We start from the raw sequence: 14,558 nt of genomic DNA on the forward strand, positions 1-14,558 counted from the left end.
CAACACCCACTCCCCGCCCGTCCGCCCGCCGGCGCCGGCGCCGATCCGATCCAGTCCAGTCCGGTCCGGTCCGGTCCAGTCCCGTCGGGAAGGTCAGGCCGGCTCGTCGTCGGCTGGGTCGGCGTCGGCATCAGCATCGGCAATCGGCGGAACCACCCAGTCGCCGGTCTCCGGCGCCGGTGGCCTCGGCGGTCCTTCGAACGAGCCGTCGAGGTCCGCGACCCGGGTGATCCGATGCAGTGCGAAGCGGCGGGGGGCCGCGCTGCGTTCGTCCCAGGCGGTCAGCCAGCCGCCGTCCAGCGACGACGGACGGACGATCCGGTCGCTGGGTGTTCCCTGCTGGTCGACGTACCCGAGCAGGACACGCCGGCCATCGCGCACCGCACCCTGCAGTGTCACCAGGATGAGCGGAGCGGAGCGGACCGACGCGAGCTCCTCACCGGCCAGCTCCCGCGCCGCCTGAGCGGCCCGCGCGCTCTCGTCACCGCGCCGCACCAGCCGGACGACGTCCCGCAGCTGGTTGCCCCGGTTCCCGGTCGGCCCGGCGGTGGCGACCCGGATGCGGGCCGGCGTCCGGTGGATTTCGGGGCGGGGCAGCACGATCCGCCCGTCCGGCCCCTCGGCGACCGGGGCGAAACCGGCCGCGCGCAGCCCGTCCAGCAGCTCGGCCACCGGCAGGGCGGAGATGACGATCGTCGGTGCCACCCGGCGCATCGCCAGTGCCTGGGTGTGGCGCGACGCGACCACCTCGGTGAGCAGCGCCGTATCGTCGCAGCGCAGGTAGGACGCCGCCGGCCCGGAACGCAGCCGCCCATGCCGGCGGGCCGTGTCGTCGATGAGGTAGGTCAGCGTCTGCGGGACGCCACCGCGGGCGAGCTGGCCGAGCAGGAAATGCAGGTCCTCGGCGGAGCTTCCGGCGTCCAGCGCCCGGCGCAGCGAGCTCTCGGTGAAGCGGTAGACGGTCGCCGCGCCCGCCGACTCGATGTCGGCCATCCGGGCCAGCTCGGCCGCCACCCGGGGGACCAGCGGGCCGGGCGCGACGGCGGTCAGATCCGCCTGGATGAGCAGCTCCTCCACCGGCTCCGGCAGCAACGGGGCCATCGCGTCCGCGAGCAGGTGGCTGAGGTCGTCCTGGGATGCGTCACGGGTCGCGACCAGCCGCCCGAGCGTGCTCGGCGCACCGCGCCCGGTGAACCCGAACAGCTCCGCCTCGACGAGTGTCCCGTCCACCACGCCGTCGAACAGCGCGCCGGTCCGGCGGGGCGAATGCCAGCCGAGCCGAGCGCGGACCGCCTCGGGGGTCGGCGCGATCCCGTCCGGTGCCGCGAGAACGGCGCGCAGCACCTCGGCGCGCAGCTCGGCGACACCGGGGCGGCGGGTGTCGAACGACATCGCCGCGTACTGGCGACCACGGTCGTCACGCCCGCCCACCAGCCAGGACGCCGACGGCGAACGCAGCCAGCCGTCGGCCAGGATGGCCCAGCGCATCGCGACCGGCTCGGTGCACCACCGGTCGTAGGTGTTCGTCGGTACGAACTGGACGTCGGTTCCGGGCGTGGCGTCCACCAGGCCGGCGGCGGCCGCCGTCTCGATGACGACCGCCGCGTGCGGCTCCGGGAGATCCATCAGCCTCGCGCTGTTGCGCAGGTCACGGACACTGAGACCACCCGAGCGCAGCGGCGTCACCGGTGTGCTTCCCCAGGCCGTCAGCAGGGTCGTCACAGCACGCACCAGGGCGTCGGCGGCCAGCGCCGCGGACGGGTCGACGGAGTCCGCGCTCACGGCCCGGCCGCCCACCTCGGGCGGCGCCGGATGCAGCTCCCCCGCCGGCCGGTCCCCGCGCAGCAGCAGGCCGACCTCCCTGGGAAGCTCGACGGTGCCGGGCTCGACACCGACGATCAGCCCGCGGGCCAGCAGCTCCTCGACCGGGGTGCGGGCGGCGCCGACGTCGAGCAGCCGCTCGGCATCGTTCGTGGCGCCGAGCGCAGGGCCGCCCGCCAGCCGTTCGGCGACGTGGCGGGCCCGCGGGGAGCACTGGTCTAGCAGCGCGGACACCCGAGCGGGATCAGCCAGGACCGCGGAGATCATTTCGATCAGGGCGTCTCGCCGGCTCTGTTCCACGGACTGCCCCAGGTTCCGGCCGTTCGCCCCGGCCGAGACCGCCTCGGGCAGGCCGACCGCGCCGGCGAGCCGCGCGAGCTGCGGCAGCCGGTAGGCGGCCAGGCACCTGCGCGCCGGGTGGCCCAGCCCGAGCGGCCGCCCGCCGAGCAGGTCCACGGCCACCCCGACCAGCCGGATCGCCTCGTCCGGGCCCCACACGACAGCGCGTTCCCGCAGACTGTCGATCGTCTCCCGCAGGTCGAGGCCGCCGCAGAACTCGGTCAGAGCACGGAAGGACACCGGGCTGGGCAGCACCGTCAGCGCCTCGACGACCTCGAGCGTGAACGTGTCCATCCGTTCCAGCGCACGGCTCACGCTGCCACGGATCTCCAGCCGGGCAGCCAGAATGTCGAAGTCGGGCGGCGGGGGCGTGGCAAGATCCGGCCGAAGCCTGAACAGCCAGACCAGGGCCTCGTCCGGCAGTTCGCGAAGCCAGGCGGCCAGCGCTCCGGGCGGGCCCGAAACCCGGCCTGTCGACGGGGACACCCTGATGACGGTAACCGCAGGCGCTACTGGAGGGTCCCAGCTGGTCAACGAAGCTCTTTGACCTTGTCCACCACGACGGAGAGATGGTTGTCCCGAGCCCAGTCGGCCAGCTTGGAGGGAACACCCTGGTCCCCGGGCTGAGCCAGCGCCCGGCCGATCGAGACACCGACCACGAGCACCACGCAGACCAGCACGGCCTTGAAAACGGTCAGCGCCCGCCGGGGTCGGGCCCGAGCCGCGGGACGAGGCCGGTCCACGGGACGATCACGGTCCATGGAGCGATCACGGCCCATGGGGCGTGGCTGGTCCATGGGGCGTGGCTGGTCCACGACGGGTCGGCGGGACCGGGGCCGTTCCGGCTGGCCCGGGTACGGCCATCCCGGAGGCGGCTCATCGGCCACACGATCGTGGTAGCCGGTGGTGCTGACACTTTCCAGCCCGGCCGCTCGGGGTGGCCCCTGGGATGGCCCGGCGGGGCCGGGCCGCGGAGTGGGACCGGGCCGCGGAGTGGGACCGGGCCGCGGAGTGGGACCGGGCCGCCCGGCAGGACCCGGCCGCGCAGTGGAGCCGGGACTCGGAGCAGGACCGGGCCGCGGGGTAGGACCGGGCCGCGGGGTAGGACCGGGTCTCGGAGCAGGACCCGGACGCGGGGTAGGACCAGGCCGTGCGGCGGAACCCGGCCGCACGGTGGGCTCGTCCTCGTCCTGGCCTGGGTGGTAGGCGCCCGGCGCCGGTTCGGTGACCAGCTCGGCCGGATCGAAGCCCGCCCGCCCCGGGCGCGCACCGCCCGGGGGCTCCCTGACCGGAGCGGTCCGGAGGTTGCCGAAGCTGACCAGGCGCGATCCGGCCTGGCGCGGGCGCCCCACATCCACCGGCTGGCCGGCCCCGTCGCCAGGACCGCCGGCGGTGCCGCCGCGCCCGGAGAACGTGTCCTGGCCTTGAGAGACCACGCCCGTCCCCTTCCGGTCAGGGGCGCCGCCCTCCTGCAGCCGCATCTCCGGCTACACACCATGACCAACGACGCACCATGACCGACGAGACGTCACGGTCAACGAGGCATCATGACCAACGAGGGCACACCCGACCAAAGGGTAGCCTGCCGTCAGCGGTCGCGGATCCGGCAGGCACGTTCGAGGACGAGCCCACCAGCCAGGAGAACGGCCGTGGCCGCCAGGCCGAGACCCGCGGCGAGAGCGTCCCCGCCGGCCGTTCCGAAGTCACCCGTGCGCGGGGCGGTGTAGGCGAGCAGGGCCGTCCAGCCTCCGATCAGCGCCGCGGCGACGACCGAGGTCGCCTTGGCCAGGGCGGCGAGCCGGGCGACGGTCAGCGGCAGGATCGGGCGGGTCCCCGGGCGCCCGGCGAGGCGCCGTTTCGTCAGCGACGCGGTCTGCAGCTCGATCAGCCCGACCAGCAGGACGGACAGCGACGTCGTCGGCGGGATCTGCGGCAGCGACTGGTAGCGCCACCACAACAGCAGGTAGACCGCCGCGCCGACGACGACCGCGACTGAGAGGAGGTCCCACACCCGGGTCGGCCTCACCGCTCCGGTCCCGGCAGGTCGTGGGGTGTGAGCAGGCCGTGGGATGTCCGTCGGGGCGCGACGGCGCCGGGAACCGCGCTCAGCGCCGCCACGAGATCGGCCACCCGGCCGTGCCCGACCAGGGTGGCGCCAGGGTCGACGTCCAGCCAGGGAACGCAGACGAACAGGCGGTCCTGCGCACGCGGGTGCGGCAGCAGGATGTCGGGGTCGTCGCTGCGGAGGTCGCCGCAGGCGATGATGTCCACGTCGAGGGTCCGCGGCCCCCAGCGGACGGTGCGTTCCCGGGCGGCGGCCTGTTCGGCGGCCCGCGCCGCAGCGAGCAGCTCCCCGGGCGGGGCGGCCGCGACCAGCACGACCGCGTTGAGGTAGTCGTCCTGCTCGGGGCCGCCGACCGGGTCGGTCTCGTACACGGGCGACACCGCGAGCACACCGAGCCTGGCGTCGAGCTCCCGCACCGCGCCGCGCAGGAAGCCGAGCCGGTCACCGATGTTGGAACCGATCGCCACCACCGCGTGCCCGTGTGTGTGCTCCTGGATGTGCCTGCCCTCCTGGGCGTGCAGCTCTCGGTCGCGCAGCTCCCGGTCCTGCGACTCCTGGCCGTGCAGCTCCTGGTCGTGCCGGGAGCGCGCGACGGTCACGGCGACGTCCGCGAAGGGAACCGAGATCGGTGCCGCGGGCTTGTGCACGGTGACCTCGGCCGCGCTGACCAGCGGCTGGGCCAGGCAGGCCTGGACCAGCCGGTGCGCCAGGGTCTCCAGCAGGTCGACCGGCTCTCCCGCGACGATTCCGGCCAGCGCCTCGGCCAGCTCGCCGTAGTGCACGGTCAGCGAGAGGTCGTCGGTCGCCGCCGCCGGCCCGGTGTCCAGCCAGAGGGTGGCGTCGATGACGAAGAACTGCCCGAGCTCGCGTTCCGCGGGGAGCACCCCGTGGCGGCCGTGCACCCGCAGACCGGCCAGCGTGATCCGGTCGTGGTGGACGCCGCCGCCGGAGCGGTCGCGTCCCGGCGGCCCGCCGGCTGGCTGACCCGTCATCGTGACCCCCACAGTCCTCGTTGAAGACGGAAAAGGCTCAATGGAACGGCGCCGCCGGTCGGCCGACACTCGCTGCCGCCGTCGCCGCGGCGGCGGCGGCGCTACGCCATGCCCGTTCCACCCGAATGCCGTCCACCGCGGGCCGGACCGCGTGCACCCGCACCGCCCAGACCCCCGCGGCGGCCAGCAGAACGGTCGTGGCCTGGGTGGCGTCGTCACGTTCCACCGGCGGGCGCACCGGTTTGCCCGGCTCGTGCAGCACCGCGCCGAGGAAGGTCTTGCGGGAGGTGCCGACCAGCAGGGGCCGGCCGAGGGCGGCCAGCGGTCCGAGATCCGCCAGCAGTGCCCAGTTGTGGGCCGCGGTCTTGGCGAACCCGATGCCGGGATCGATGATCACCCTGTCCTCGGCGATGCCGGCGGCCAGCACGACCTCCAGCCGGGCGGCGAGCTCGCTCACCACGTCGGTGACGACATCGTCGTAGACGGCGAGCTCGCCCATCTGCGCGCTGGACCCGCGCGAGTGCATGAGGACGTAGTGCACGCCCCGGTCCGCGACGATGCGCAACAGCTCGGCGTTCATCCCGCAGGAGACGTCGTTCACCAGCACCGCGCCGGAGTCCACGGCGGCGGCGGCCACCGACGCCCGGCTCGTGTCGATGCTCACCGGAACACCGGCGGCGGCCAGCGTGGCGACCACTGGAAGCACCCGCCGCAGCTCCTCACTGGCGACCACCCGGGGCGCACCCGGGCGGGTCGACTCGCCGCCGACGTCCACGAGATCGGCGCCCTGCTCGACCATGAGCTGGCCGGCACGCACCGCGTCGGTGGGGTCCGGATAGGCCCCACCGTCCGAGAAGGAGTCGGGGGTGACGTTGACGATGCCCATCACCCGGGTCGGCCCGCCGGCGGCGAACAGTTCCGTGAGTGGCTCGCTCATGCTTCGCCACCCGAGCCAGCAGCCGATCCAGCACCTGACCCCGTGCCGGAGCCGACGGCTGATCCGACGCCGTGCCCGGCCGCGGCCGGTACGGGCAGCCGCCGGTAGCTGTACTCGTAGACCGGGCGGAAGCCGCGCCGGGTGTAGAGCCCCCGGGCGTCAGCGCTGTCCCGCTCCACCTGCAGGTACGCCTGGTCGGCCCCACCCTCGCGAGCCCAGCGTGCGAGCTCCGCGAGCACTCGCCCCGCGACGCCGAGGCCCCGCGCGACGGGCAGCGTCGCCATGCTGTAGATGCCCAGCCAGCCGCGGTCGAGCACGCCGCGCCCGACGCCGACCGGGTTGCCGTCAAGGAGCAGCGTGAGGTAGCGCTGCGGCAGCCTCATCGCCGTCAGAACGGCGAGTGAGCCGGTGAGCTGCGCGGCGAAGGTCGTGAGCACCTGGCCGGCCACCCCGATCCATCGCGCGTCGGGACGATCGGCACAGGTGATCTCGAGACGGGCACCCGCCGGATCGGGCCTGGTCACAAGCAGGCCGGTGAGCGGTGCGACGCAGACATCGGTGGGCCCGGCATCGTCGTAGCCGGCGTCGTCGAGTGCGTCCAGCAGGCCGGCGGGGCGAGCAACCGGGGTTACCTGGAACGTGGCCGGCAGGCCCGCGGCCTCGTAGAAGGATCGGACCACACGAAGACCATCCGCGAGGTCGGGAACATCGCCGCGGGCCCACACCGAGTTCCCCCGGCGCGACGAACCGGCGGACTCGCGCAGAACCCAGCCCGCGAAGTTCCGTTCCCGCAGCGGCGGCCACGCCCGATGCGCGAGGCCCTCAAGCTCACGGGCCAGCTCGATGTCACTCGTTGGCAGCGCCCGCCGTGGGGCCACCAGCGCGTCGCCGCCAGCGAGACTCGCCGAATCAGCGACCACGGAGCCCCCGGTGGCACCGCGCGGACAGTTCGACGACCACGGGACTGAGGCTACCGACCCGGCTCCCCCGATCGCCGGCAACGGCGCCACATGTGCAGCTCGCCTCGCCCGGCCGCCAGACCGGGGCCGGGCCCGCCGCAGCGGCATCCCTGGACGACCCACATCCATCCAACCCATCCACCCTCGAATCGGGAGTTTTACCACCCGCAGACTGGCGATATAGAGACCAACGACCTGGTCAAACGTTACATATGCCGCAGAGGGCGAACGGCTCGGAGCGGGCAGGGGATCACCAGGAGATCACCCAAAAACTCCACTCCAACACCATTGACACAACCCCCGACAGGCCACATTGCTGTGACACAAGCCCGTCACTGTCGGACACCTGCGACCCGTAGCATCGAGCCGTGCACGCGACACTCGCACCCGCCGTCCGGCGATGGCGTCCGCACGGGCGTCAGCAACGGCACGGGGAGCGGCCGCCGGCAACAGCGCGGCGACGCGAGCAGGCGATCAACGTGGTCTACCCGGTGGCCGTCCATCGGTGAGCCGGCGGGCAGCCGTTTCTGTCACCTAGCTTGACGGAGCAAGGTCACGAAGGCGCCTCGTGGCACACAGGAAGGACAAGGTCATGCCGCAGTCGGACGGACCCCCGCCGCCGGCAGCGCCGGCACACGACGAGATCTTCATTCCCCCGGCCCGAACTCCCCCCGACGACAGGCCCGAGGACTACCCGGCCCAGCCCCCCGGCCGCCAGGCCCCCGAGGATCTCGCCGCCGGCCCCCCGGCGGGTGACGGCACCAACCCGGACCGCAGACAGCTTCACCTGGGCGCGGGCGCGGCCATCGTGAGCGCGCTGCTGACCCAGAGCCCGATCATGGAGGTGGCGGACGTGCTCGCGGCCAGCCCCGTACAGCTTGCCCTCGAGCGCGCGAACGACGCCCTGGGCGAGCTCATGGACACCCACGAGGTCGTACCGCCCGCCCACGTTCGGGCCCGGACAGCCCGGCTGCGGCGCGGCCTGGAACGCCTCGGCCGGCGCTCGATGGCGACGGAGGACTCCCACCAGCTGCTCGTGCTCGCCGGCCGGGTCGCGGTGCTGGGCGCCGACGCCGCCTTCAAACAGGGCGATGTCGCCTCCGCCCGCGCCCTCGCCAGCGAGGGCTACCTGGCCGGTGTCGAGGCGGGCGACGGCCCGCTGTGCGGCTCCTCCCGTGAGGTCGGTGCCGTGAACGAGTTCTACGGGGGGCGCCCGAACGAGGCGCTGCGCCTGGCCCGGGACGGCCTGCGCCACGTCGGGCCCGGGCCGGTGCGGGCCCGCCTGGTCTGCCAGGAGGCGCGTGCGCTCGCGGCCATGGGCGACCTGCGCGGCGCCGCGGCCAGTCTGGAGCAGGCCTACGACCTCGCGGACACGATCCCGGCGGAGCGCTGGGGCCGCCCAGGGCCCAGCTTCGACACCTTCCACCCGGTGGAGGTCTCCTACAACGCCACGACGGCGCTCTGCCTGCTGGGGCGGCCGCGCGCGGCCCAGGAACACGCCGATATCGCGCTGCCCAGCCTGGACAGCATGGACGCCCCCGGCTTCCGCTCGGTCATCCGGTTCGACCTGGCGCTGGCGCTGGCCCGCCAGGGCAGGCTCGAGCTCGACGGCGTCTGCGAGCTCGCGACCGAGGCGATCCGGATCTCCTGGGGTCGCACGGTCGCCTCGGTCTCCAGCCGGGCGGATCAGCTGCTGGCGGCCACCGCCCCACACGGCGAGGTGCGCCAGGTACGGGAGCTGGCCGCCCTGATCCGGGACTGGCAGCGCTCGGCGGCCAGGCAACGGCCGGAGCCCGGTGTGGTCCCGGCAGCCCCCACACCGGACGTCTGACCCATCGCGGACATCTGACCCCACCACGCCCGCGGCACCGATGCAGCGTCCGGAGCGGTCCGATGGTCGCTTCACCGCGGCGCGCTCCCGGCAGGCGCTGCACCGCGTCTGCGCCAGTGTCGGGATCGATGACCGTGACGCCGAACCGATCAAGCTGACCGTCAACGCGGTCTACCGGCTGCCGCACGCCGGGGCGATCGTGCGGATCGCCACCTCCAGCGCGATGCACCACCGGGTCGAGAAGGTCGTCCAGGTCGCACGCTGGCTGGCCGACCACGGGATGCCCGTCGTGCGGCTGCTGCCCGGCGTGCCCGCACCGGTCCGGGTGGACGACTACGTGGCCACGATCTGGTGCGACGCCGGCGCGGGCGACGCCAATCCGGTCGATGCCGGTCCGCGTGGCGCCGATCGGGTCGACGCCGATCGGGTCGACGCCGATCAGGGTGCGGTGCGCTCCGCCCACGCGCTGGCCACGATCCTGCGCCGCCTGCACGCGCTGGAACCACCCGAGCCGCCGCTGCCGGCCTGGGATCCGCTGGACGACGTCCGCCGGCGCCTGGACGACGCGGAGGGCCTCGCGCCCCGGGACCGGACGTTCCTCGAAGGCCTCGTCAGCCGGGTGGAGGAGGCGCTCGGCGCCGTCAGGTACGAGTTACCGCGGTCCGTCATCCACGGGGACGCGCACCTGGGCAATCTGATCCACTCGGCCTCCGGCGAAATCGTGATCTGCGACTTCGACGCGACCTGCCACGGGCCGGCCGAGTGGGATCTGGTGCCGGTGGCGTTGGGCCCGTTGCGGTTCGGGCGCCCGCCCGCCGCCTCGGCGGAGCTCGCCCGCGCCTACGGCTTCGACGTGACCGCCTGGGACGGATTCCCGGCGCTGCGGGCGGTGCGGGAGCTGAAGCTCGTCACGAGCGTGGTCCCGATGCTCGCCAGCCGCCCGAGCGCCGCGGCCCAGTTCGCGGTCCGGCTCGACAGCCTGCGCTCGGGCGCCGATCACGCGGTATGGACTCTCTACCGCTGAGTCTCGTCCCTCGCTGACTCGTGCCCACGGCCCCCCGACCGCATCGGCTCGAATGATCACTCACCGATCTCGGCAACAGTGGCAGCATCGGCGCCATGGACCCCGAAAGTCTGCGGAACCTGTTGAAGGCCGTCTCCACCGGACAGGTCGACCCCGAGGCCGCGGCGGCCGAGCTGGCCGCCGGCCCGCTGGGCGCCGACGGCTCGGGCTTCCGCGATCTCGGCTACGCCCGCGTCGACACCCACCGGGGGATCCGCACCGGTGATCCTGAAGTGGTCTTCGGGGCGGGCAAGACCGCGACGGAGACCGTCGGCATCGTCGAGGCGCTGCGCCGGGCCTCGGGCGTCACCCGGCCCACCCTGGTGACCCGCGCGGATCATGTCACGGTCGCGGCCCTACGCGAACGCTGGCCGGATGCCCAGGTCAGCTCCGGCGCCGAGCCGCCGACCACGAACCAGCTCGCGGGCAGCCCGCTCGCGGGCGATCGACGTCCGGCGACGGTGGTCGTCGGTCCGCTGCCCGAGCCTCGTGGACTGGTCGTGGTGGTCGCCGCCGGCACCTCGGACGCCCCTGTCGCCGAGGAGGCCGCGATGACCGCCGCCGCCGCAGGAGCCGGCGTCGAGATGGTGCGCGATGTCGGGGTGGCCGGGCTGCACCGCGTACTGGCCGCGCGCCCGGCGCTGGAGCGCGCCGACTGCCTGGTCGTGGTGGCGGGGATGGAAGGCGCACTGCCCAGCGTCATCGGCGGCCTGGTCGGCACTCCGCTGGTCGCTGTGCCGACCAGCGTGGGGTACGGGGCGAGCTTCGGTGGGCTCTCCGCCCTGCTCGGCATGCTCACCTCGTGCGCGCCGGGAATTGTCGTCTGCAACATCGACAATGGCTTCGGCGCGGGCCTCTTCGCCGCCCGGGTCGCCCGCCTGGCGCGCAGCGAGTCCACCCACCGTTGACGCGGCATGGTCCGGTGGCCACGGACCGTGCCGTGTCAGGGCGTGGAGAGTCGTGTCATCCTGGATGAGCGTCCGTTGTTGACCGCCCGAACGGAGGATCAAGGCTGGACAGTGTGCCGAGTCAGGCGCAACCGTGTGATTTCGTCACAGGGCGGCCGTACATCTCAGGCAGGATCATGAGCAGGCGACCATGAACAGGACCGACGACATCGGTGGCGGGAGCCACCCGTCGCCTTCCGGTGGCATGTCCGTGGAGGTGACCGGGGCGTACGACATCCGCATGCCTGACCGGCCCAGGAACGACCGCGACGCGATCGACGTGGGCGGCGTGCAGGTCGGCGGGGTGGACGTCGGCGGGATCGACGTCGGTGGCGTGCATGGTGCCGGCGTGCATGGTGCCGGCGTGCATGGTGCCGGCGTGCATGGTGCCGGCGTGCATGGTGCCGGCGTGCATGGTGCCGGCGTGAATGGTGCCGGCCTCGGTGTCGGGTCAACCGCGGTAACGGCCGCGGGCAGTGGCCTCGGCGGCATCGAGGTAGGCGGAATCGAGGTTGGTGGCCCGGACCGTCCGAGCGAACCGGGCTGGTCGCAACCGCCCGTCTGGTCGCAGTCCCCGAGCTGGTCGCAGGCCGCGGACCCGCCGCAACCAACCGCCCTCGCCGGGCCGGCCGCTCTGCCGAACCCGAACGCAGCCCAGCCGAACCCGAGCTCCGCCCATCCCAGCCCGACTTCCGCTCTGCCAGCGCCGCCGCAGCCGCTCTACTCGCCACCACCACCACCACCCGCGCGGCCGGGAGTGGACACCTGGCCGTCGCTGCGGCCCGGATACCACGACACGGCCTACAACGACACGGCGATCCCGCCTGCTCCGCCGGCAAAACCGGCTCGCCTGATCGACGGAGTGCCGACGCGGACGTTCGATCCGCTTCTCGATCACGGCCTGCCGCCGGGAGCCACGGGCGAGTACCGGCCGTCCACGCTCTATCCCGCGCCGCCTCCGCCGCTGTCGCCGCCTCAGTCGTCGCCGCCGCTGTCGCCCCCTCCGCCGCTGTCGCCCCCCGGCTACGCGGGGCCGCCACCGCCTCCACCACTGCTTCCGCCCCCGCCCCCTCCGCTCCCGCCGCCGGGCTATGCCGCCCCACCGCCGCCACCCGGGTCCACCGGGGCCTCGACCGCGCCGAGAACCGATCCCTACCGCTCCGGGCGGGTGGCGTCCTGGCTGCGCGAGCCCCCACCGGCGGAGCCGACCGGCTCGACGGAGCCGCCCGATCACCAGGCGGATCGACCTGGCTACGCGACCTCGACGGGGCGGCCCGGTTACTCGACAGAGCCACACGACTACCCCATCGTCGCCGCGGGCCGGCATCCCCGCAGCGATCTGCCTCACGACGAGCCGCAGGCGCGGGAGCAGGACTGGGACCAGCCTTCGCCACGTTTCGAGCCGTACGACGAGCCCTATGGTGATCATCCGGCCGACCCCTACGGCGGGCTGCCCGCGGACGCGCTGCTGCCCGCCGGGCCGGACACCGCGTCCCGTGGGTGGCGCCGGCTGCTTTACCAGGTGTCCGCGGGCACGCTCAATCCAGGCCCGTCCCCCGAGGAGGCTCGCTACCGGCGGCTGATCGGCCGGGTCCGCACGCCCCTGGACGACTGTCACCGCATCGCTGTGCTTTCCCTCAAGGGCGGCGTCGGCAAGACCACGACCACGGCCGCGGTCGGATCCACGCTGGCGAGCCTGCGCGGCGACCGGGTTGTGGCGATCGACGCGAACCCCGACCGCGGAACGCTGGGGACGCGCCTGTCGCGAACGACCCGCCACACCGTCCGCGACCTGCTCGCGGACGCCGATCGACTACACCGTTACGTGGATGTCCGTCGGTATCTTTCGCAGTCCGAGTCGCGGCTGGAGGTGCTGGCCTCGGCCAGCGACCCGGAGATCTCCGACGCCTTCTCCGACGAGGACTACCGGGCGATCGACGATCTGCTCCAGCGGCACTACTCGATCCTGCTCACGGACTGCGGCACCGGCATGGTGCACAGCGCGATGCGCCCGGTCCTGGAGCTCGCCGACACCCTGGTGATCGTCAGCAACGCGAGCGCGGACGGTGGCGCCAGTGCCAGCGGCACCCTCGACTGGCTGGACGCGCATGGGCACCACGCCCACGTGAGCGAGGCCATCACCGTGATCACCATGTTTCCGCAGGCCGGTGAGGCGGTGGACGTCGACGCGCTCGAGGAGCACTTCGCGGCGCGGACCCGCCAGGTGGTCCGGGTGCCGTTCGACCCGCATCTCGCCGCCGGCGGTCCCATCGTTCTCGACCTCCTCCGGCGGGAGACCCGCCGGGCCTACGAGGAGATCGCGGGAGCGGTGGCCGAACGCTTCCACTGACGCGCCCGCCCGGCCATCCCGACCATCCCGATCGTGTCGGCCATCCCGACCATCCCGGTCACTTCGCGAGCGCGGCCACCGCGGCGGCCACACCGGGACGACGCAGCTGGCGCGCCACGGTGGAACGGCCCTCGACGATTCGGCTGAACAGGCCGAAGGTGCCGGGCACGCCGACCATCATCGCGTGCATCAACGCGGGACGCCGGGCGAAGGCAGCCAGCACCGAACGGCCGGCGGTGATCTCGGGGCCGAAGACGTCCCCGATCCGGGCCGGATAGCGCTCGAGCGCGCCCAGGTCGCCGGCGGCGCCCGCGGCGGCGCTGGTACCGGCGAGCCGACCGGAGCGGAGTGCGAAGGAGATGCCCTCCCGCGTCCACGGATCGAGCAGGCCGGCGGCGTCGCCGGCGACGATCACCCGGCCGCGCCGGAGCGGGGAGCTCTCGGACCGCACTCGGGTGAGGTGGCCGGAGTCGTGCAACCTGGGCGCGTCGGTGAGGCCGAGCCGGTCGACGAACGCCTGGTAGTAGCTGCGCAGCGCCGGGCCTTCGTCCCGGCTGCCGATGACGCCGACCGTGAGCACCCGGCCTTTGGGGAAGACCCAGCCGTACGACCCCGGTACCGGCCCCCAGTCGAGCAGCATGCGCCCGGACCATTCGGCGGCCACGGCGGCGGACACCTCGAACTCGCCTTCGAGACCGACATCCACCTGGTCGCAGGTGACGCCGACGAAGGTGCCGGCCCGGCCGGAGGTGCCGTCCGCCCCGACGACGACCCGCCCGTGGATCGCCGGTCCGGAGCGGACCTGCACCGTCACCGCGGGGCTCCCCGGCCCGGTGTCGTCCTCACGCAGGCCGGTGACGTGCGTCCCGGTGCGGACCTCGACACCGGCCGCCTTCGCCGCGTCGAGCAGCGCCGCGTCCAGCTCGGAACGCATCACCATCGACAGCAGCGGCTGGCCGTCACGGCGGCGCCGGGTGAAGGTGCGGTGTCCGTCCAGGGTCATGGTGAGCGCGTCCACCCGCGCGCGGACCAGCGGGGCGAGGTCGATCCGAGCGTGGTCCATCGACAGGCCGACGAGCCCACCACCGCACGTCTTGTAACGCGGGACGTCCATGCGTTCGAGCAGGCAGACGCGGGCGCCCGCCTCGGCGGCCGCCCGCGCGGCGGTCGTGCCCGCCGGTCCGGCGCCCAGCACGACCACATCGAAGAGGCCGCTCGGCGATTCCCCGCCGAGCGGTTCCGAGAACGCCACCG

12 protein-coding genes are annotated in these 14,558 nt (G+C 73.8%); 5 read left to right on the forward strand and 7 right to left on the reverse strand.

The annotated features are described in order from the left end of the window. Nucleotides 1-93 precede the first annotated feature (93 nt). Both CcI49_RS21715 and CcI49_RS21720 read right to left on the reverse strand, forming a co-directional pair. A complete protein-coding gene (locus CcI49_RS21715; RefSeq protein ID WP_076828925.1) occupies nucleotides 94-2,646 on the reverse strand; it encodes a helicase C-terminal domain-containing protein in 2,553 nt (850 codons plus the stop codon). A 44-nt stretch (nucleotides 2,647-2,690) separates the two neighbouring features. After that, the gene (locus tag CcI49_RS21720; protein ID WP_076828926.1) at nucleotides 2,691-2,921 is read right to left on the reverse strand and encodes a hypothetical protein; all 231 of its coding nucleotides are present in this window, start codon (nucleotides 2,919-2,921) and stop codon (nucleotides 2,691-2,693) included. A gap of 188 nt (nucleotides 2,922-3,109) precedes the next feature. On the opposite strand from CcI49_RS21720, the gene CcI49_RS42130 reads away from it, so the two are divergent. Beyond that, a complete protein-coding gene (locus CcI49_RS42130; RefSeq protein WP_158230794.1) occupies nucleotides 3,110-3,247 on the forward strand; it encodes a hypothetical protein in 138 nt (45 codons plus the stop codon). Nucleotides 3,248-3,748: 501 nt separating this feature from the next. Here CcI49_RS42130 and CcI49_RS21730 read toward each other — a convergent pair. The 4 genes from CcI49_RS21730 to CcI49_RS21745 are packed head-to-tail and all read right to left on the reverse strand — an operon-like array spanning nucleotide 3,749 to nucleotide 7,074. Continuing rightward, nucleotides 3,749-4,186: a DUF3180 domain-containing protein gene (locus CcI49_RS21730; protein ID WP_035953157.1), complete on the reverse strand. Its 438-nt coding sequence runs from the start codon at nucleotides 4,184-4,186 to the stop codon at nucleotides 3,749-3,751. After that, the gene (gene folK / locus CcI49_RS21735; protein ID WP_076828989.1) at nucleotides 4,183-5,217 is read right to left on the reverse strand and encodes a 2-amino-4-hydroxy-6-hydroxymethyldihydropteridine diphosphokinase; all 1,035 of its coding nucleotides are present in this window, start codon (nucleotides 5,215-5,217) and stop codon (nucleotides 4,183-4,185) included. The genes CcI49_RS21730 and folK overlap by 4 nt, the downstream gene beginning before the upstream one ends. A 37-nt stretch (nucleotides 5,218-5,254) precedes the next feature. Next, nucleotides 5,255-6,154: a dihydropteroate synthase gene (gene folP / locus CcI49_RS21740; RefSeq protein ID WP_076828927.1), complete on the reverse strand. Its 900-nt coding sequence runs from the start codon at nucleotides 6,152-6,154 to the stop codon at nucleotides 5,255-5,257. Then, on the reverse strand, nucleotides 6,151-7,074 hold the full coding sequence (locus tag CcI49_RS21745; RefSeq protein WP_076828928.1) for a GNAT family N-acetyltransferase: 924 nt from the start codon (nucleotides 7,072-7,074) through the stop codon (nucleotides 6,151-6,153). Before CcI49_RS21745 ends, folP begins: the two co-directional genes overlap by 4 nt. Nucleotides 7,075-7,705: 631 nt before the next feature. Between CcI49_RS21745 and CcI49_RS21750 the strand changes: the two genes are divergently transcribed. From CcI49_RS21750 to CcI49_RS21765, 4 genes are all read left to right on the forward strand, one after another. After that, nucleotides 7,706-8,944: a hypothetical protein gene (locus CcI49_RS21750; protein ID WP_054568923.1), complete on the forward strand. Its 1,239-nt coding sequence runs from the start codon at nucleotides 7,706-7,708 to the stop codon at nucleotides 8,942-8,944. A gap of 40 nt (nucleotides 8,945-8,984) precedes the next feature. Continuing rightward, on the forward strand, nucleotides 8,985-9,968 hold the full coding sequence (locus CcI49_RS21755) for an aminoglycoside phosphotransferase family protein (protein WP_054568922.1): 984 nt from the start codon (nucleotides 8,985-8,987) through the stop codon (nucleotides 9,966-9,968). Between the two features lie 95 nt (nucleotides 9,969-10,063). Further along, on the forward strand, nucleotides 10,064-10,915 hold the full coding sequence (gene larB, locus CcI49_RS21760; protein WP_076828929.1) for a nickel pincer cofactor biosynthesis protein LarB: 852 nt from the start codon (nucleotides 10,064-10,066) through the stop codon (nucleotides 10,913-10,915). 190 nt (nucleotides 10,916-11,105) lie between these two features. Beyond that, nucleotides 11,106-13,304 carry a MinD/ParA family protein gene (locus CcI49_RS21765; protein WP_076828930.1) on the forward strand — a complete coding sequence of 733 codons (2,199 nt, stop codon included), beginning with the start codon at nucleotides 11,106-11,108 and terminating at the stop codon, nucleotides 13,302-13,304. 58 nt (nucleotides 13,305-13,362) lie between these two features. Here CcI49_RS21765 and CcI49_RS21770 read toward each other — a convergent pair whose 3' ends face one another. Continuing rightward, complete coding sequence (locus CcI49_RS21770; protein WP_076828931.1) at nucleotides 13,363-14,556, reverse strand: geranylgeranyl reductase family protein; 1,194 nt, start codon at nucleotides 14,554-14,556, stop codon at nucleotides 13,363-13,365. Nucleotides 14,557-14,558: the final 2 nt, after the last annotated feature.

The organism is Frankia sp. CcI49, from assembly GCF_001983215.1.
GTDB classification, from domain to species: Bacteria; Actinomycetota; Actinomycetes; order Frankiales; family Frankiaceae; genus Parafrankia; species Parafrankia irregularis.

Bases quoted from the DNA above. Each gene is read 5' to 3' on its own strand.
- CcI49_RS21720 (WP_076828926.1), bottom strand. From the start codon at position 2,921: ATGGACCGTGATCGTCCCGTGGACCGGCCTCGTCCCGCGGCTCGGGCC.
- CcI49_RS42130 (WP_158230794.1), top strand. From the start codon at position 3,110: ATGGCCCGGCGGGGCCGGGCCGCGGAGTGGGACCGGGCCGCGGAGTGG.
- folK (WP_076828989.1), bottom strand. From the start codon at position 5,217: ATGACGGGTCAGCCAGCCGGCGGGCCGCCGGGACGCGACCGCTCCGGC.
- folP (WP_076828927.1), bottom strand. From the start codon at position 6,154: ATGAGCGAGCCACTCACGGAACTGTTCGCCGCCGGCGGGCCGACCCGG.
- CcI49_RS21750 (WP_054568923.1), top strand. From the start codon at position 7,706: ATGCCGCAGTCGGACGGACCCCCGCCGCCGGCAGCGCCGGCACACGAC.
- CcI49_RS21755 (WP_054568922.1), top strand. From the start codon at position 8,985: ATGCAGCGTCCGGAGCGGTCCGATGGTCGCTTCACCGCGGCGCGCTCC.
- larB (WP_076828929.1), top strand. From the start codon at position 10,064: ATGGACCCCGAAAGTCTGCGGAACCTGTTGAAGGCCGTCTCCACCGGA.
- CcI49_RS21765 (WP_076828930.1), top strand. From the start codon at position 11,106: ATGAACAGGACCGACGACATCGGTGGCGGGAGCCACCCGTCGCCTTCC.